This is a genomic window from Acinetobacter sp. YH12144, from assembly GCF_013418345.1.
Classification (GTDB): domain Bacteria; phylum Pseudomonadota; class Gammaproteobacteria; order Pseudomonadales; family Moraxellaceae; genus Acinetobacter; species Acinetobacter amyesii.
Genome location: NZ_VPCD01000012.1, coordinates 1 through 17,684, shown reverse-complemented (window position 1 = coordinate 17,684; position 17,684 = coordinate 1). Strand labels below are relative to the sequence as shown.

16 protein-coding genes, 3 pseudogenes and 1 other annotated feature are annotated in these 17,684 nt (G+C 41.1%); of the genes and pseudogenes, 10 read left to right on the top strand and 9 right to left on the bottom strand.

The features are described 5' to 3' along the window. Positions 1-73: 73 nt before the first annotated feature. Both FTU79_RS09435 and FTU79_RS09430 read right to left on the bottom strand, forming a co-directional pair. A complete protein-coding gene (locus tag FTU79_RS09435) occupies positions 74-3,178 on the bottom strand; it encodes a multidrug efflux RND transporter permease subunit (RefSeq protein ID WP_373685657.1) in 3,105 nt (1,034 codons plus the stop codon). Beyond that, the gene (locus FTU79_RS09430; RefSeq protein WP_032073150.1) at positions 3,175-4,338 is read right to left on the bottom strand and encodes an efflux RND transporter periplasmic adaptor subunit; all 1,164 of its coding nucleotides are present in this window, start codon (positions 4,336-4,338) and stop codon (positions 3,175-3,177) included. The genes FTU79_RS09435 and FTU79_RS09430 overlap by 4 nt, the downstream gene beginning before the upstream one ends. Positions 4,339-4,764: 426 nt before the next feature. Here FTU79_RS09430 and FTU79_RS09425 point away from each other — a divergent pair, with 426 nt between their 5' ends. After that, complete coding sequence (locus FTU79_RS09425) at positions 4,765-5,361, top strand: LysE family translocator (RefSeq protein WP_074163998.1); 597 nt, start codon at positions 4,765-4,767, stop codon at positions 5,359-5,361. Between the two features lie 27 nt (positions 5,362-5,388). Here the strand turns inward: FTU79_RS09425 and FTU79_RS09420 are convergent, their stop codons facing one another. From FTU79_RS09420 to FTU79_RS09410, 3 genes are all read right to left on the bottom strand, one after another. Then, complete coding sequence (locus tag FTU79_RS09420) at positions 5,389-6,207, bottom strand: AraC family transcriptional regulator (RefSeq protein WP_032073151.1); 819 nt, start codon at positions 6,205-6,207, stop codon at positions 5,389-5,391. A gap of 130 nt (positions 6,208-6,337) precedes the next feature. Next, the gene (locus FTU79_RS09415; RefSeq protein ID WP_000985610.1) at positions 6,338-6,619 is read right to left on the bottom strand and encodes an addiction module antidote protein; all 282 of its coding nucleotides are present in this window, start codon (positions 6,617-6,619) and stop codon (positions 6,338-6,340) included. After that, complete coding sequence (locus tag FTU79_RS09410; RefSeq protein ID WP_154320144.1) at positions 6,620-6,922, bottom strand: type II toxin-antitoxin system RelE/ParE family toxin; 303 nt, start codon at positions 6,920-6,922, stop codon at positions 6,620-6,622. Positions 6,923-7,171: 249 nt separating this feature from the next. On the opposite strand from FTU79_RS09410, the gene FTU79_RS09405 reads away from it, so the two are divergent. Both FTU79_RS09405 and FTU79_RS09400 read left to right on the top strand, forming a co-directional pair. Beyond that, complete coding sequence (locus FTU79_RS09405; protein ID WP_004976362.1) at positions 7,172-7,381, top strand: hypothetical protein; 210 nt, start codon at positions 7,172-7,174, stop codon at positions 7,379-7,381. 249 nt (positions 7,382-7,630) lie between these two features. Continuing rightward, a complete protein-coding gene (locus FTU79_RS09400) occupies positions 7,631-9,085 on the top strand; it encodes a SulP family inorganic anion transporter (protein ID WP_026438532.1) in 1,455 nt (484 codons plus the stop codon). A 110-nt stretch (positions 9,086-9,195) separates the two neighbouring features. Here the strand turns inward: FTU79_RS09400 and FTU79_RS09395 are convergent, their stop codons facing one another. Further along, on the bottom strand, positions 9,196-9,486 hold the full coding sequence (locus tag FTU79_RS09395; protein ID WP_004969304.1) for an addiction module antidote protein: 291 nt from the start codon (positions 9,484-9,486) through the stop codon (positions 9,196-9,198). A gap of 1 nt (position 9,487) precedes the next feature. After that, a complete protein-coding gene (locus tag FTU79_RS09390) occupies positions 9,488-9,784 on the bottom strand; it encodes a type II toxin-antitoxin system RelE/ParE family toxin (protein WP_004647749.1) in 297 nt (98 codons plus the stop codon). A 216-nt stretch (positions 9,785-10,000) separates the two neighbouring features. Here FTU79_RS09390 and FTU79_RS16555 point away from each other — a divergent pair, with 216 nt between their 5' ends. Then, positions 10,001-10,126 (top strand): hypothetical protein, encoded by a 126-nt coding sequence (locus FTU79_RS16555; protein WP_004969301.1) that lies wholly within the window; start codon positions 10,001-10,003, stop codon positions 10,124-10,126. A gap of 93 nt (positions 10,127-10,219) precedes the next feature. On the opposite strand, the gene FTU79_RS09385 is transcribed toward FTU79_RS16555, so the two are convergent. Continuing rightward, positions 10,220-11,302 carry a hypothetical protein gene (locus FTU79_RS09385; RefSeq protein WP_004969299.1) on the bottom strand — a complete coding sequence of 361 codons (1,083 nt, stop codon included), beginning with the start codon at positions 11,300-11,302 and terminating at the stop codon, positions 10,220-10,222. Positions 11,303-11,470: 168 nt separating this feature from the next. Here FTU79_RS09385 and FTU79_RS09380 point away from each other — a divergent pair, with 168 nt between their 5' ends. From FTU79_RS09380 to FTU79_RS09360, 6 genes and pseudogenes are all read left to right on the top strand, one after another. Further along, positions 11,471-12,796 carry an ISNCY family transposase gene (locus FTU79_RS09380; RefSeq protein ID WP_179989167.1) on the top strand — a complete coding sequence of 442 codons (1,326 nt, stop codon included), beginning with the start codon at positions 11,471-11,473 and terminating at the stop codon, positions 12,794-12,796. Between the two features lie 466 nt (positions 12,797-13,262). Continuing rightward, positions 13,263-13,829, top strand: coding sequence for a recombinase family protein (locus FTU79_RS09375; protein ID WP_006581699.1), 567 nt, complete (start codon positions 13,263-13,265; stop codon positions 13,827-13,829). A gap of 182 nt (positions 13,830-14,011) precedes the next feature. Beyond that, a pseudogene (locus FTU79_RS09370) lies at positions 14,012-14,984 on the top strand (IS3 family transposase). Then, positions 14,301-14,417 (top strand) — a sequence feature (AL1L pseudoknot). Its footprint overlaps the pseudogene before it by 117 nt. A gap of 151 nt (positions 14,985-15,135) precedes the next feature. Continuing rightward, the gene (gene floR / locus FTU79_RS09365) at positions 15,136-16,350 is read left to right on the top strand and encodes a chloramphenicol/florfenicol efflux MFS transporter FloR (protein ID WP_000214122.1); all 1,215 of its coding nucleotides are present in this window, start codon (positions 15,136-15,138) and stop codon (positions 16,348-16,350) included. A gap of 27 nt (positions 16,351-16,377) precedes the next feature. Next, positions 16,378-16,677, top strand: a pseudogene (locus tag FTU79_RS16670) (LysR family transcriptional regulator); the annotation flags it as partial. A 3-nt stretch (positions 16,678-16,680) separates the two neighbouring features. Further along, positions 16,681-17,361, top strand: coding sequence for a LysR family substrate-binding domain-containing protein (locus FTU79_RS09360; RefSeq protein ID WP_109354582.1), 681 nt, complete (start codon positions 16,681-16,683; stop codon positions 17,359-17,361). Positions 17,362-17,558: 197 nt separating this feature from the next. Here the strand turns inward: FTU79_RS09360 and FTU79_RS09355 are convergent. Further along, positions 17,559-17,684 (bottom strand): annotated as a pseudogene (locus FTU79_RS09355) (IS4 family transposase); the annotation flags it as partial.

Sequence of the window (17,684 nt, the reverse complement as noted above, 5' to 3'; positions counted from 1 at the left end):
ATAAAGATGTAAATGAAAGATTTGTTGTGGGCTAAACTCGTTAACCCACAGCTTTTATTCTCAGTTTTGATGCTTAATGTGCCGCTTTACGTTTCGAGAATTTCTCAACCATGCTCATGACGACAATAAAGAAAATCGGTACAAAAATAACAGCTAGAATTGTTGCGCTGATCATGCCGCCAAAGACGCCTGTACCAATCGCTTTTTGAGTTTCAGAACTAGCGCCACTGGCAATGACTAAAGGAATAACGCCACAGGTAAATGCCAAAGATGTCATTAGGATTGGACGTAAGCGCAATTTAGCGGCTGCAACGGTTGCCTCCACTAAACCCATTCCTTCTTCTCTTAGTGCTTTTGCAAACTCAACAATCAAAATAGCATTCTTTGCAGATAGACCAATAATCGTGATCATGCCGACCTTAAAGAAAATATCATTTGGCATACCACGTAACATTACTGCTAAAAAGGCGCCAATCAACCCTAGAGGGACAACTAGCATCACAGAGAATGGAATTGACCAGCTTTCATAAAGCGCTGCCAAGACAAGGAAAACGACTAACATCGACAACAGTAATAAAAACAAGGTTTGTGATTCCGACTGTTTTTCTTCTAGAGAAATCCCAGTCCACTCATAACCCACACCTTTCGGAAGTTGTTCAATCAAATTTTCCATCTCAGTCATGGCTTGTCCTGAAGATATACCTGCTGCTGGACTGCCAGAAATACTCAATGATGGACGACCGTTGTAACGATTGTATTGTTGTGGGGAATGTTGCCAAATTGGAGTAATTATTTCAGACATTGAAACCAATTTACCGCTTTGACTGTTCACCTTAATCTGAAGAATATCTTCAATACTCATGCGTGATTTGGCATCAAGTTGCACAATGACTTGCTGCATACGGTCATGATTTGGAAAATCATTGATATACATCGAACCCATTGAGGTTGAAATAATATCGGTCACATCACTGAAATTAACACCTAATGCCTGCAATTTATCTCTATCAATTTTAAGCTGTACAGAACTGCCTTCTGGCAAACCTTCAGGATAGACCTCCGCCACGATTTTACTTTGTGCTGCTAATGCTAAAAGCTGATCTTGTGCTTCTCTTAAAGCAGGCATGCCAATATTGCCACGATCTAATAATCTCAGTGAAAAACCAGATGAGTTACCCAATTCATCAATTGCTGGTGGTAACACAGACATGGTTTGACCTTCTGAACTTTCAGCCATCGCTATATTGGCATTATTCACGACTTCTTGTGCCGTAATAGTACGCTCTTCGAATGGCAATAGATTGGTAAAATACATCGCTGTATTCTGACCAGATCCACTAAAACCAAAACCTAAGACCGCCATATTGTCTTTAATCCCCGTTTCTTGGTCTAAATAATTTTGAAACTCAGCAACGACTTTACGGGTACGTTCTTGAGTTGCATCCGCAGGAAGTTGAATCGAAGTCATAAACCACCCCTGATCTTCTTCTGGCATAAACGCAGTCGGAACGTGTTTAAAACTAAAAATCAGCACAATGACAATGCCTAAGAAACATAACATTGCGAGGGTTTTATGTTTAATTACTTTAAATAAACTGCGTTCATAGCGATTGTTCAGCTTCTCAAAACTGCGATCAAACGATGCAAAAACACCCTTTTTCTGATGGTCTTGATCAATCGGTTTTAACATCGTTGCACATAACGCAGGGGTTAATGTCAGTGCAAGGAAAGCTGAGAATAAAATTGAAACCGACATGGTAATGGTGAACTGACGATAGATAATCCCCACTGAGCCTGACGCCAATGCCATCGGCAAGAATACAGCGGCTAACACTAAGGTGATGCCAATAATCGGATTGGTAATTTCCTTCATGGCTTTAGATGTGGCTTCAACTGGAGATAAGCCTTCTGTCGCCATAATGCGTTCAACATTCTCAATGACCACAATCGCATCATCGACAATAATCCCGATCGCAAGCACCATACCGAACATGGTCAGCACATTAATCGAAAAACCAGCAAGCAGCATGACTGAGAATGTGCCAAGCAATGCAATCGGTGCAACAATCGCCGGAATTAAGGTGTATCGAACATTGTGTAAAAAGATAAACATGACAATAAAAACTAATGCCATAGCTTCAAGCAATGTCATGATTACTTTTTCAATCGAGATTTTTACAAAAGGTGCAGTGTCGTAAGGTATAGAGAATTTCATACCATCAGGCAGTGCTGAACCTAACTGTTCAATTTTCGCTTTAACACCTTCTGCAGTCTTGACAGCGTTGGCACCAGGACTCATTTGTATCGCCACAGCTGTAGAGGCTTTGCCATTTTCTAAAATCGCAAAGTTATACATCTGTGCCCCGATTTCGACACGAGCGACATCCGACAGTCGAACATTGGCGCCATTTTGTTGAGCACGTAAACTAATTTTCTTGAATTGCTCTACAGTTTCTAATTGACCTTGAGCAGTTAAAGGAATAGTAATTTGTTGCCCCGTCAAAGCAGGAACATCACCAATACGACCTGGTGATATCGGCAAGTTTTGGTTTTGGATGGCTGTATTCACATCTTGAATACTCAATCCATAAGAAACCAAACGATCTGGATCGACCCAAATCCGCATGGCTTTTTCAGCACCAAAATTTTGGACTTTACCAACACCGTCAACCCGCTTTAATTCTTCAATCACATAGCGAGTCATATAGTCACTGACATCAATTTCACTATATTTGCCATTCGGTGAACTTAAGCCCACCATCATTAAAAAACCAGACGACGCAGCATCGACCATCAGCCCTTGTTGTCGCACTGTTTGAGGTAAGCGTGACTCAATGGCTTTAATTTTGTTTTGCACATCAATTTGTGCAAGTTCTACATCTGTACCTGGTTTAAATGTTGCGGTGATTGTTGCTGTTCCAGAACTATCTGAACTTGAACTGTAATAAAGTAAGTTTTTGACACCTGACATTTCCCGCTCAATCAAGGTCACAACACTATCATTCAATGTTTTTGGCGTAGCACCTGGATAGATTGCCGTAATACTAATCTGTGGTGGCGCAACACTTGGGAATCGTGCAATAGGTAACTTGGGGATGCTTAGTACACCCAACAGAATAATAAATAAAGCAATCACCCATGCAAAAATAGGACGCCTAATGAAAAATTGGGACATTATTGCTGTCCTCCATTTTCCTTAATATTTGTAGGTTGCCACTGCTTAATTTTTAATTTTTGCTCAGGCTGTATACGATCAGCCCCTTCAACAATGACTTTCTCACCTGCTTGTAACCCTTGTTTGATCACATAGTTATTTTGATAACGTTGACCAAGCTGAACAGGCTTGCTTTGCGCTAAACCTTTTTGATTAACAATCGTAACATTGGCTTTACCACTAATATCATGTTGAATCGCTTGTTCTGGAACTAGGAGCGCATTTTCAACTTGAGCTCGGCTCATATTGACTCGAACATACATGCCTGGCAAAAGTTTTTGATTTTCATTATTGGCTAAAATACGGATTGTGACATCACCCGTATCAGGATCAACTTTAGTATCCGAAAATAGGATTTCACCTGTAACGTTATAAGGTTTACCCTGACTATTTAGGATTTCAACCGTATGTTTGGTATTTGACACGTCACCTTGCTGTAAAGCTTCCTGTAGTTTTTCATAATCACTAATTGATTGCTTTACATCAACATAGACTTTATTAATCTGTTGTATTACGGCCATTGCATTAGTATCACCTTGACCAACTAATGCACCCTCAGTCACTAAGATTTCACCAATCGTTCCCGAGATAGGGGCTGTAACAGTCGCATATTTAAGATTAAGTTGTTGTCTGCTTAACATGGCTTGCATTTGCGCCACATCGGCTTTTGCTTTTTGATAATCTGCTTCGGTATTGTTGTATTCCTGCTGACTAACCGCATTTACTTTTACTAATTCAGTGTAGCGTTTTAACAGCACCTGCAAACGTGTCACCTCAGCTTGTGCACGGTTTAAAGTGGCTTGATTGCTTTTTACATCTGCCTGAAATATTTCAGAATTCAATTTAAAAAGCGGTTGACCTGCTTGCACATAAGAGCCTTGCTTAAAAAGTACTTTATCAACAATTCCACCTACTTGCGGGCGAATTTCAGCAATACGGTAAGCGACAACACGGCCTGGAAGATTTTCAATTAAATTCATGGAATGCGGTAATACCGTGATGGTACTGACAACCGCTGGTGGCATTTCTGTTGGGGACTGTTCAGCATCTTTGGCTTGTGTACAGCCGATTAAAAGTACAGTTGTAATAAGTATTGAACCTATTAAATGATAATGTGTTGACATGCTTTTTCAGAGGGGGGGTTTTAGATACTACTATTTTGAAATAGCAGTGTTTATGAATTGCTGATGTTGTGTGGAGATTGTGTGGAGATTGTGTGGAGAGATTAAAAGATTTATTTTTTAATGACACGCTTAAACAGCGTGGCTTGTAAATTAGTATAAATAATTTTGTTGTTCTACAATTTTGATCGTATCTTAGTTTTTTCTCATAGTTCATGAACTTTAAAATTCTAAACCAAGACTAATATTTATATAAGCAATTGAAAATACAATACATAGTTTCTTTATACACTTATGAAGTGAACTTTAGGTGAACATAAGTTAAATAGAAATTTTTAATTAGTTCAGCACAAACGTACAATCTTTAAGGCCTATAACTCGATACCGTTCTCTCTTTGATGTTTATTGCTATCTAATTGAGTGAACTCTGTGGAAATATTTCTTTATACATTAAGCGTTATGTATAGCCCAGGCCCTGTAAATTTTATGGGGCTAAATTCTGGCCTTACAGGTCAATTAAAAAAGACTATAGGATTTTACCTAGGCATTGGTTTCGCCATGTTGATCTTATTCGTATTGTTTGGCTATATAGGTGAAGCTGTTATTCCACATGGATTGATTCATTATATTGCTTTAGCGGGTGCAATTTATACATTCTACTTGGCTATAAAAATGATTAGGGCGAATGTAGAAACAACTCAACAGCAAGAAAGCCATCTAACATTCTTAAATGGCTTATTTATTCAGTTATTAAATCCAAAAGCCATTCTCGTCATTCTACCTGTTACGACAATTATGTACCCTGCAGCCAAAATCACAGGAATCATGATCTTGATAGTTTCTTTACTGATTTCACTTGGTGCTGTTGGCGCACCATTCACCTATGCTCTGGTTGGAAAAGTATTAGGCAACAAAATTGCTAATCCTATCTGGTTTAATCGGCTAAATAAGCTGATGGGTATACTCTTGATTTTATCAGGGCTTTTTATGTTCAAAGATTTTCTTAATGGAATAAATCTGCTGTAGGACAAATTAGCCGTTCAAATCGAACGGCTATCTTTTAATATTTATCATTTTCCATTGAGTGGGAGTTAAACCAAATGTTTTTATAAAATGTCTGGTCATATGACTCTGATCAAAAAAGCCTGCATTTAAAGCAGCATTAACAATAGACTCCCCTTGAGCAAGGTAGAACTTAACTGTTTCTAAGCGACGCATGATCATATAACGGTGTGGGCTAGTTCCAAATAATAATCGGAAATCACGAGAAAGGCTCCAGCGGTCACGATCAGCATGTTTCTCTAAATCTGACAAACTTAAGTTTTCATGTGGATACGCCAAAATACACTCACGCGCTCTCTCTGCTGCCTTGTAGTCAAATTTTTTGTTTTGGTTAGATGAAGTATCTGAAATTTCACACAGTGTAGTTGCCAAATCAAATAGAGCATCTTCCTCTTCTAGGGTATCCATATAATTATTTATATTATTTAGAAAGCTATCCATTGCCCTAAACAGGCGAATATCATTACTTAAGCCATGTCTGATAAAAGGCAAAGGTTTACCCTTTAAAATGGTTTGGATCATCGCTGGTTCGATGTAAATCATTCTATAGCGATAGCCATCTAATGTTCCTGATTCACCATCATGCTTTTCATCCGGGTGTAGAACCATAGTCATGCCTGGCAAGCTATGTTGCAATGTACCTTTGTAATGAAAGTTTTGAACTCCGGAAAGAGTCCTGCCAATAGCATAAGTATCATGTCGGTGAGGTTTATAAGCATAATTGGAAAGAAATGCTTCAATTCTTTCTAATTTATGATTTTGAGTGGGGGATCTCACAATCCAATTATTTCCACTGGAGAAATCAGGCATAATTGATGGCCAATTTTTCGTAGATTCTATTGTAGATTATTTTTCACTTTTCCTAAAATTAACATAATACACGTTATACGAAGTTGAAATGAAAAATGGAGCTTAAAGCTCCCTTTTTTACTAGTTTTTTTTAAATTGCTAAGCGTAAATTCAGTGCTTTTACGACTTTAATAACAGTATCAAAGCTTGGATTTACATCGCCAGAAAGTGCTTTATAAAGACTTTCTCGACCTAAACCAGTGTCTCTTGATAATTGAGCCATTCCTTTAGCTTTAGCAATATTACCTAAAGCTTTTGCAATGAATGCCGCATCACCATTAGATTCATCGATACAGGCTTGTAGGTAAGCTTGCATATCTTCTTCTGTTTTAAGATGTTCAGCACTGTCCCATTTGCGAAGTTTGATAGCCATTTACAGCTCCTCCTCTAAATCTTGTGCTAATTGTAGGGCAAGTTTTATATCTTTACTTTGCGTAGACTTGTCTCCGCCTGCTAAAAGAATAACGACCCTTTGCCCTTGCTTACAGTAATAGATCCTGTAGCCAGGTCCAAAGAAGAAACGTAATTCAGAAACACCTTCACCTACTGGTTCAGTATCTCCAAAGTTTCCATCTTCAACCCGATCAATTCGGACTTGTATACGTCTTTTTGCCTGCAGGTCTTTTAACTTAGTAAACCAGTCATCAAAGACTTCAGTGGTATATATTGAGTACATAAGAGTAATGTATCCTATAGGATACATTCATGCAAGAAATAAACTTGAATGTATGGGGCTACAACAGAATTTCGTATAACCACCATTATGTTAAATAGATAGCAGTTGGGAGATTATTTATTCTTTCAATAGACAAAAACTTGCGGAATTTTTCTTAATTTGTAATCCTTGCGGCCAAGGGTGTCTAGCGTAGCTAAGACAGGTATTCGTTATAGTCGGGCCGCTATAATACGGATGACGAGTGCCTGTATGTTTAACCTAAATATCTTTAACAAGATCTCTAGCGAAGTATTGACCATCAAAAATGATCTTGAGCTGAATTCTGAAAATCAACTGATAACTAAGTATAAGACTTCTACTTCTGAAGATTATAAACAGGCTATTGTTTTGATTTTTAAAGAACGTGGCTATACACGTTTGGAAATAGGTCAATTACTTGGGGAGCCAAAAGCTTCATAAAATACCGATTAAACAAAGCTTGGATATAACATCCAGGCTTTATAAAAAAGTACCTAGCTGTTACCCTTGTCCTGATTTTTTTACTCTAAAACGTTCTTTCATCTTATGACACTTACGCCACCTTAAGTTTATTTATCGTCTTAAATCTGTAAATAACTCATCACTGTCTAGTGATGTGGTGTAGTCGTTTGTGTGTTGTATATATCACATCACTAGCCTATCTGAAAAATTAAAAAACAGGCTATGTTTATGTTATCTAATGTCCGAGAACAGTGGTTCTCTAACATCCGTGGGGATGTACTTGCCGGATTAGTCGTCGGTCTTGCACTCATCCCTGAAGCCATCGCATTTTCAATTATTGCAGGTGTAGATCCTAAAGTTGGTCTATACGCATCCTTCTGTATTGCCGTCGTGATTTCTTTCGTAGGTGGTCGTCCTGCCATGATTTCAGCAGCCACTGGTGCAATGGCGCTGCTTATGGTCACATTGGTCAAAGAGCATGGGCTTGAATATCTGCTGGCAGCAACAATTTTGACAGGCGTGATTCAAATATTGGCAGGCTATTTAAAGCTCGCCAAGTTAATGCGGTTTGTATCTAAATCTGTGGTTATTGGATTCGTAAATGCGTTAGCGATCTTAATTTTCATGGCTCAATTGCCTGAACTGATTAATGTGACCTGGCATGTATATGCTTTTGTTGCTTTAGGTTTAGCAATTATTTATCTATTCCCTCTGGTTCCCAAATTAGGAAAATTACTCCCTTCTCCACTAGTCTGCATCATTGCAATCACATTATTGGCAATCGCTTTAGGAATTGATGTACGGACCGTGGGCGATATGGGGTCTTTACCTGACACACTTCCAATGTTCTTGATTCCAGATATTCCTTTGAATATTGAAACATTGATGATTATTTTGCCTTATTCAGTCGCACTGGCGGCTGTAGGTTTACTTGAATCGATGATGACAGCAACTATCGTGGATGAAATGACTGATACGCCAAGTGATAAATATCAGGAATGTAAGGGACAAGGGATTGCGAATATTGCTTCTGGCTTTATGGGTGGCATGGCCGGTTGTGCAATGATTGGTCAATCTATGATTAACGTAAAATCAGGTGGCCTTACACGCTTATCAACATTCTCTGCGGGCATTTTTCTTCTTATTCTGGTTGTATTTATCAGCGACTGGCTCAAAGTGATTCCAATGGCTGCATTGGTAGCGGTAATGATAATGGTCTCTATCAGTACCTTTGAATGGAGTTCTGTCACTCAGTTAAAAGATAATCCTAAGAGTAGTAATATCGTCATGATTGCGACGGTGATTGTAGTTGTTGCTACGCATAACCTGGCTTTGGGTGTGTTAACAGGCGTATTACTTTCAGCCTTGTTCCTGGCGAATAAACTTGAAAATGATATCCAGGTGACAGCATCTTTTGAAGGAATGGCCCGTTTATATGAGTTGAGAGGTCAGATCTTCTTTAGTTCTTCTGAAAAATTCATGCAAGGTTTTGACTTTAAAGAGGATGTAAAGGAGGTGATTATTGATTTGACCCATTCTCACATTTGGGATGTAACATCAGTCGCCATGCTTGATTCTGTTGTAAATAAATTTCAAAAGAATGGTGCGAATGTCACAGTACGTGGTCTAAATGAAGCCAGTTCGATCATGATTGATAAGTATGGGACACATGCCAGAATTTAAGTTTTAAAAATTCTATATTTATATAGAATTTCTAAAATTAACATAATACACCTTATACGAATCTAAAAATGGGAGCCTTTAGCTCCCATTTTTACTATATTTTTAAAGTTTTAAGCGTGTTGTACTGTGAGTTTTAAGCCTAAAGCATTTACTACACGATTAATCGTATCAAAACGTGGTGCTGAATCCTGACGTAGGGCTTTGTAGAGTGCTTCACGCCCAATCCCTGCTTCTTTAGCGATTTGAGTCATGCCACGAGCTTTAGCAATAACACCAAGTGCATGGGCTAATTCAGCTGGATCATTTTCTTCAAGAACCATATTGAGATACATCACAATGTCTTCTTCAGTTTTGAGCGACTCAGCCATATCAAAACTTGGTAAATCAGCGACTTTAACCATTTTAATCCTCCAATGTTTTCGATAGTTTGACTGCCCGATCGATGTCTTGTTGTTGAGTTGATTTATCTCCACCACCAAGCATTACAATCACAACGTCACCATGTTGGATGTAATACATCCTCCATCCAGAACCGAAGAATTCTCTCATTTCCCAAACGCCATCTTGGAGAGGTTTAATGTCTCCCCAGTTTCCACGTTGAACCTTATCTAATCGACGATTCAGGCGGATACGGGTCATATTGTCTTTAATGCCATCCAACCATTCATCAAATTCTGGAAGACGTTTAATTTCAATCATGAGGATTCCTTATCTTCTCACTATATTGTATTCGATCGAATACAATATGCAAGTAATTTATACGAACATCCATTAATTTCGTATAACACCATTATGTTAAATACATAATTTTTTTGGTTAAAATTTAAACTTTTTTACTGTTTTTCAGGCAAGATGCATATTTTTTTGAAGCCATACTTTCCTTGTCAGATGTTCAAACATTTTAAGGAGAAAGCAATGACACAAACAGCGAATGATCAACGTGCTACAGTAAAAAATCCTAATAATATTCAACATGCGCAGAATCAGGACAACCGTAGCCGACAATTGAATCCTAATCATAAACCTACGAAATCTAAATAAGGATGAAAACTATGAGCACAGCAGGTTGGCCTAGTACTACTGGAAATCCATCAGGTGGTGGCCGAGACAATAATCCACCTCGTAAATAAAAATTTATTTATCTTGTAATATCAATTCAGAAGGCCAAAGATATTGGCCTTCTGAAGGATATTTCTTCAGGAAGGCTTCCCATATCACGATAAAATCTTCTGATGTAGCTAACGTAGAAACGCTGGCTGTTTTTTGAAAATGTTTATAATAAAAGTCTTGCCAAAAATATATTAACCATAGGCCAGCTATGGCATTAATACTTTCAAACCACTTATCTTCTGGAAGTTCATTTTTCAGGAATAAATAATTCTCTTCTGAGACTTGTTCATAAATTTCATCATTTTTAAACTCACCATAAGGTAGACCTAGGAACTCATAGACTTCATTCAAGTAGCATAGTCTTCTGTTTTCTCTAACTTTTTTAATTAGTTGTATAAATTCTTTAATTTGTTCATCTTCGAGAGAAGGATCTAACCATTGCTCAAAACCATTAGTTGGAGGAATAGTCTTCAGAATCTCGACTTTATGTCCTTTTGTTGCTTCAAACTTTGCATTTATCTTTAAGATAAATAAAAGAAAATCTGTAAAAGTTTTTGATGGGAAGTATGGTCGTTTATTTTTAAACTTAAACTTTAATGCTTGGTTTAGTGAGATTGATTGGAATCCCCACTTCTTAGAAATTAAATGATCTAAGTGAATTAAAATTAGCAGTATATTGACGCCAGAATTTCTAAGCATCTCATGACTAATAATATTCTTTAAATCACCGTTAAAGCTAAAGTTATTTACCAGAAAATCATGTAGTTTGCAGACATCTTCATATAAAAAATTATTTTTTTCTAATTCTGAAAATAGCTTTATATGCTCATTCCAATAAAAAAAATCGTTATTCTTAATTGGATATAGTTCTAAGATTTTTAAGCAGTATGCAAAATTATAGTTTTCTTCATCTACAGCTAAAGAAGTTGCTGAATTAAGTACGAAAAACCCCATTTCTGAAGCAAATTCGGATTTAATTTTAACTTTAGCTATTTCATCATTTTTAAATGGAACATTAGTATATTTTTTCTCAATTTTACCTAGTTTCTTAGCCAGGTTTTTATCCATATTTTTCAATATTAAACAGTAGAATTCTAAAGGATTCATGGATGCCCTAATTTTTTAAAAAATCTAAAATTAACATAATACACCTTATACGAAATGCGTTTGTAACTCCAAAATAGAAATGTCCGGTTTCTCCAAAGTAAAAATGTCCGCTTTTAGAATATGCGCTTTTGCGATTATCGAAGCGGACGGTTTGATATGTTGGTGTCTATGTCGGATAAAGAACTTAAACGATTGTCGGTCGTGCAGGAAATCTGCGATCAACGCATAACTCAATCCCAGGCTGCTCAGCTACTTCATATTTCAGAACGTCAGATCAGGCGTTTACTGCAAAAATACAAAGCTCAAGGCCCAGCTGCATTAGCCCATGCCGGTCGTGGTCAAACCAGCAATTCCAGGCTTCCTGAAGAACTCAGGCTCAAGTGCCTCAATATGGTTGCTGAGCAATTCCATGGTTTCGGACCCACTTTAGCGCATGAAAAGCTGACTACCATTCATGGATTCGATATTTCAGTGGAAACCCTGCGTTCCTGGATGATTGCAGCCGATTTATGGATTCCTCGCTCCAAACGCCTGAAACGCCCATATCAGCCTCGTTATAACCGGGACTGTTATGGTGAACTGATCCAAATTGATGGCTCACATCATGACTGGTTTGAAGGAAGAGCCCCTAAATGCTGTCTATTGGTGTTTATCGATGACGCCACAGGAAAATTGCAGCACTTACGCTTCTGTGAGTCAGAATCAGCCTTTGACTATATGATTTCAACACGTTTGTATGTTGAGCAGCATGGTAAGCCTTTAGCCTTCTACAGCGATAAACATTCAGTCTTCAGGGTGAATCAAAGCAGCAAGAAAGACACCAAGATTACGCAATTTGGGCGCGTACTCAGCACCCTGAATATCGATATTATCTTCGCTAATTCACCACAGGCCAAAGGCCGTGTAGAACGAGCCAATAGAACGCTTCAGGACCGTCTGATCAAAGAAATGCGCCTGGAAGGCATCTGTTCGATTGAACAAGCGAATGCCTGGCTACCCTGCTTCATTGAGCAATTCAATCAGAAGTTTGCCAAGATGGCCTTTAATCCCAAGGATCTACACCGGACTGTCACTGAAACAGCCGAAGAATTAGATGATATTTTTACCTGGCGTGAACCCCGCAGAGTCACGAATAGCCTGACGATTACTTATGATAAATGCGTATATCTCCTGGAAAACACGGAAGAAAACCAAAGATTGATTAGTAAGTATCTTGAGTTCCTGGAATACCCGGATGGTACAGTCGCGATTGAATATCAGGGAAGAAAAATCAATTACAGCATCTTCGATAAATTAAGTCAGCTTAACCAGCGAGAGATTGTTGAGAATAAACGTTTAGGTGCAGTTCTCAATCATATTCAACAACAGCATGAAGAATTGGAACAGCAAAACAAACGTAATCGTTCTCAATCTATGCCAAGCAGACGTGCACAGAAGACAGTAATCAAAGAACGAAATCTGAATCCTGTGCTTGACTTGGAAATGTCTGTATAGGACATTTCTATTTGGTTTTAAGGTAGGACATTACTACTTAGGAATAACAGCGTTATAATTCTCTATAGAAATCAATGCTGTAGTTTCTAGTTGATAGCCCATCTTCCCCAAGGTGGGCTTTTTTTATGATTTTTCACGTTCCACGCTTATTATTTAATCAAAAGACCTCTTGCGAAAGTATAGTTTATCTAATTTTTGAATTGGCTAAAACCTCATAAAATATAGCTTTTGGCTGCTTAAAATTTGACTAACGCAAGAATTCTAAAGTTTCTCAACTTTGATTAGCTCAAATAAATACCATTTCTCTTTTTCTAGGTCTCTTTAAATCACGAATTATGTAACTATAGAGTATAGCCTAACGGAACAAAATAAAGTCTTAAAAAGCAACTCAAAAACCGTATTTATAGACTTAATATTTAATTTCGGTACAATATGTATTTAATTATCTAAACTCTAACGGTACAGAATGCCTAATCAGGTCGGATATATTCGAGTCAGTTCAACTGAACAAAATACTGAACGTCAATTAGATGGAATCAGCCTGGATAAGACCTTTACTGAAAAGGCAAGCGGTGGTAGCCGTGAACGTCCTCAGTTAAATGCAATGCTCGACTATCTGCGTGAAGGTGATACGGTGCATGTTCATAGTATTGATCGTCTGGCACGTAATACAAATGATCTGAACGAAATTGTGAATAGTCTGAATGATCGTGGTATAACCATTATTTTTCATAAAGAGAATTTGACCTTCAGTCATGATGTAGCACAATCGGCAATAAATAAACTCATGTTTCAGATGCTTGCTGCATTTGCAGAGTTTGAACGCTCCATGATCCGTGAGCGTCAAAAGGAAGGAATTGCAAAAGCCAAAGCGAAGGGCTTATATAAGGGAAGAAAGCGGAAGGTTGACTATGTTGAAATACGAAAAGCAATGGCTGAAGAAAATTCAACATTTAGAGGTGTTGCAGAAAAGTTTAAAGTAGGGATAGCAACAGTACAAAGAGCTTTAAAAGAAGAAACTAATAATCAATAAGGTTGATTAATGAAGACGCTTAGATATTCAAATTTAGAAAAGATCATGACCATTTATACTGAAATTTCTACTTATATTACATTTCATAATGCGACTGGTTTAACAGATATAAATAAATCAATGGAAGATTTTTGAACCGTACCGGGTTTGTCGGAGACCAAGCTTTCTGAGAGAATGTCCCGATGAAAAAAGTAAAATATACCCCTGAAATCAGAGAAAGAGCGGTTCAATTATTGATTGAATCCGAGAAAGATTATCCATCGAATTGGGCTGCGATCACCGCTATTGCTCCCTGAGCAGTATACTGCGCAAGGGTTGTACTCCTGAAACACTACGTGTTTGGTATCAAAAATATTTAGATAAACAAAATCCAGTTAAAGTACAGCAGCTTTCAGACCAAGAACGTATCAAACAACTCGAACGCGAAAATAAAGAACTGCAACGCGCCAATGAAATTCTACGTAAAGCAGCCGCTTTTTTCGCCCAGGCGGAGCTCGACCGCCCACACAAATAATGGTGGATTTTATCCATAATAATAAAGAGCTGTACGGAGTCGAGGCGATTTGTAGAATTTTACCGATCGCACCTTCAACCTATTACCGGACTCTAGATCTCTGTGAAAATCCAGAACATCGAGCAAAGCGAGATTTACATGACTTGCATCATGCTGAGGAGATTAAACGAATTTGGAAGGAAAGTTCAGGTCGGTATGGTGTACGTAAAGTCTGGCAAAAACTGAAACGTGAAGGCTATATTATTGCGCGCTGTACTGTTGCTCGATTAATGCAAAAGCTAGGTATAAAAGGTGTTTGGCGTGGTAAGAACAAACAAACCACCCGTAGCCGAGATGATCAAAAACGAGCGGATGACTTGGTAAAACGTAATTTTACTGCTGATCATCCTGACCAACTGTGGGTGAGTGACTTTACGTATATTCAAACAAATTCAGGCTGGGTTTATACTGCATTTATTATTGATGTGTTCTCACGAGCAATTGTTGGATGGAAAGTATCGACACGGATGAATACAGATATGGTGCTCGATGCATTGGAGCAAGCATTTAGGGCGGCAGAGGGGGCTGGAACGCTGAGTGCGCCCATGCCGCATTGCAAAGCAAAAGATAATCGGATAAAATGTAGCAATTCATATTCGTAAGCGTGGAGTAATCAGATGGGAAATTCCAAGTCAGCAGACAAGTAAGCCGCAACAACCAGTATTGTTGTTGCGGCGCTCTGTAAGGCTAGTCTCATCTGATTGCTGACGAGCAGACGTCGCCCGGTATTCCTTAATCGAGGGTTGATTCGTCATGACCACCACACGCCCCGCGTGGGCCTATACGCTGCCGGCAGCACTGCTGCTGATGGCTCCTTTCGACATCCTCGCTTCACTGGCGATGGATATTTATCTCCCTGTCGTTCCAGCGATGCCCGGCATCCTGAACACGACGCCCGCTATGATCCAACTCACGTTGAGCCTCTATATGGTGATGCTCGGCGTGGGCCAGGTGATTTTTGGTCCGCTCTCAGACAGAATCGGGCGACGGCCAATTCTACTTGCGGGCGCAACGGCTTTCGTCATTGCGTCTCTGGGAGCAGCTTGGTCTTCAACTGCACCGGCCTTTGTCGCTTTCCGTCTACTTCAAGCAGTGGGCGCGTCGGCCATGCTGGTGGCGACGTTCGCGACGGTTCGCGACGTTTATGCCAACCGTCCTGAGGGTGTCGTCATCTACGGCCTTTTCAGTTCGATGCTGGCGTTCGTGCCTGCGCTCGGCCCTATCGCCGGAGTATTGATCGGCGAGTTCTTGGGATGGCAGGCGATATTCATTACTTTGGCTATACTGGCGATGCTCGCACTCCTAAATGCGGGTTTCAGGTGGCACGAAACCCGCCCTCTGGATCAAGTCAAGACGCGCCGATCTGTCTTGCCGATCTTCGCGAGTCCGGCTTTTTGGGTTTACACTGTCGGCTTTAGCGCCGGTATGGGCACCTACTTCGTCTTCTTCTCGACGGCTCCCCGTGTGCTCATAGGCCAAGCGGAATATTCCGAGATCGGATTCAGCTTTGCCTTCGCCACTGTCGCGCTTGTAATGATCGTGACAACCCGTTTCGCGAAGTCCTTTGTCGCCAGATGGGGCATCGCAGGATGCGTGGCGCGTGGGATGGCGTTGCTTGTTTGCGGAGCGGTCCTGTTGGGGATCGGCGAACTTTACGGCTCGCCGTCATTCCTCACCTTCATCCTACCGATGTGGGTTGTCGCGGTCGGTATTGTCTTCACGGTGTCCGTTACCGCGAACGGCGCTTTGGCAGAGTTCGACGACATCGCGGGATCAGCGGTCGCGTTCTACTTCTGCGTTCAAAGCCTGATAGTCAGCATTGTCGGGACATTGGCGGTGGCACTTTTAAACGGTGACACAGCGTGGCCCGTGATCTGTTACGCCACGGCGATGGCGGTACTGGTTTCGTTGGGGCTGGTGCTCCTTCGGCTCCGTGGGGCTGCCACCGAGAAGTCGCCAGTCGTCTAACCGACGACTGGTAGCAGGCCCGCTCCGATGCGGCGCACTAACCATCGAAACCTCGTGAATGTCGGTATCCTGTCTGGCAGGATACCGCTCATTTCCCTTGTTCAGTTCATCGCCGTCGCCGAGCATCTGAATTTTCGGCATGCGGCCAAGGCACTTGGTATCAGCCAGTCGAGCGTCAGCGCGCGTGTGAAAGCGCTGGAGGATAACCTTGGTGTCCTGCTATTTGAGCGCCATGCGCGGGGCGTTCGGCTAACAGACGCAGGCAGGCACTTCATGGAGCGTGTCACGGCGGGTGTCGATCAACTCGATCACGCAGTGAAGACCGCAGGCATGACAGCTCAAGGAGAATACGGCCGGCTTCGCATCGGCATCCATGCCTTAATCCCACGCAGCTTTCTCACGGAGCTGATCCGTCATTATCGGGAAGAACATACGGGCATTGAGGTTGAGATCACCGAAGGCACAGCCCGCGATGCGGTGATGCAGCTTCGTGCTGACCAGCTCGACGTGGTGTTCGTCGCGGGCAAGCCCGAGATGCCCGACTGCCATACCCGACCGATCTGGACCGAACCGCTGGTGGCCGTGCTATCGGATGGGCATCGCCTCGCCGGGCAGTCCGCAATCACTTGGTCCGATCTGGTCGGCGAGACTTTCATTGTTCGCTATGGTGGCACCGGCCCGCAGGTCCATGACCATATCGTGCTGCGCCTTGCCGGGCGTTGGCCCGCACCGTCGATCCGGCGCTTTGATGTGGGGCGCGACACGCTGCTATCTATGGTCGGACAAGGCTTCGGCATCACTATCGTCGGCGAGGCAACGTCATTGTTGCCGACGACCGGCATCGTCTTCCTGCCCTTCCTCGATGAACCGGAGCCGGTTGCCTTTACAGCCGTCTGGTCGCCGTTCAATCGCAACTCCGCACTGAAAAATCTACTCAACCTCGCAGGCAAAATGAAGCGTGACGGCGATTCGCCCAATCGTTTCCTGGATGGCACTCGACCGGCACGATAACGGCACAGGCGATCCATCCTATTTGCCGCCGATAGTATCCGGCAGCCCTCCGGCATCCTCTTTCCTGTTGCCCGTCCCGATTTTGCCTACTCTCTGATCGGCTCCGTCTCTTTTGCCGACTGGAGCCTGCATTGCGCGGAGGCCGAATCCTTTGGGGTCAGATCGCCGTAGTCATCACCATCGTTCTGGTGATGACACTGAGAAATTTGACGATAATCAAAATACTGACCTGCAAAGAAGCGCTGCATACGTCGATAAAATGATTGTGGTAAACACTTGATGGGCAAGGCTTTAGATGCAGAAGAAAGATTACATGTTTGCTT

Bases quoted from the DNA above. Each gene is read 5' to 3' on its own strand.
- FTU79_RS09395 (WP_004969304.1), bottom strand. From the start codon at position 9,486: ATGGTTAAAGTCGCTGATTTACCAAGTTTTGATATGGCTGAGTCGCTC.
- FTU79_RS09385 (WP_004969299.1), bottom strand. From the start codon at position 11,302: ATGAATCCTTTAGAATTCTACTGTTTAATATTGAAAAATATGGATAAA.
- FTU79_RS09400 (WP_026438532.1), top strand. From the start codon at position 7,631: ATGTTATCTAATGTCCGAGAACAGTGGTTCTCTAACATCCGTGGGGAT.
- FTU79_RS09380 (WP_179989167.1), top strand. From the start codon at position 11,471: ATGTCGGATAAAGAACTTAAACGATTGTCGGTCGTGCAGGAAATCTGC.
- FTU79_RS09405 (WP_004976362.1), top strand. From the start codon at position 7,172: ATGTTTAACCTAAATATCTTTAACAAGATCTCTAGCGAAGTATTGACC.
- FTU79_RS09410 (WP_154320144.1), bottom strand. From the start codon at position 6,922: ATGTACTCAATATATACCACTGAAGTCTTTGATGACTGGTTTACTAAG.
- FTU79_RS09375 (WP_006581699.1), top strand. From the start codon at position 13,263: ATGCCTAATCAGGTCGGATATATTCGAGTCAGTTCAACTGAACAAAAT.
- FTU79_RS09360 (WP_109354582.1), top strand. From the start codon at position 16,681: ATGACAGCTCAAGGAGAATACGGCCGGCTTCGCATCGGCATCCATGCC.
- FTU79_RS09420 (WP_032073151.1), bottom strand. From the start codon at position 6,207: ATGCCTGATTTCTCCAGTGGAAATAATTGGATTGTGAGATCCCCCACT.
- floR (WP_000214122.1), top strand. From the start codon at position 15,136: ATGACCACCACACGCCCCGCGTGGGCCTATACGCTGCCGGCAGCACTG.
- FTU79_RS09415 (WP_000985610.1), bottom strand. From the start codon at position 6,619: ATGGCTATCAAACTTCGCAAATGGGACAGTGCTGAACATCTTAAAACA.
- FTU79_RS09430 (WP_032073150.1), bottom strand. From the start codon at position 4,338: ATGTCAACACATTATCATTTAATAGGTTCAATACTTATTACAACTGTA.
- FTU79_RS09390 (WP_004647749.1), bottom strand. From the start codon at position 9,784: ATGATTGAAATTAAACGTCTTCCAGAATTTGATGAATGGTTGGATGGC.
- FTU79_RS16555 (WP_004969301.1), top strand. From the start codon at position 10,001: ATGACACAAACAGCGAATGATCAACGTGCTACAGTAAAAAATCCTAAT.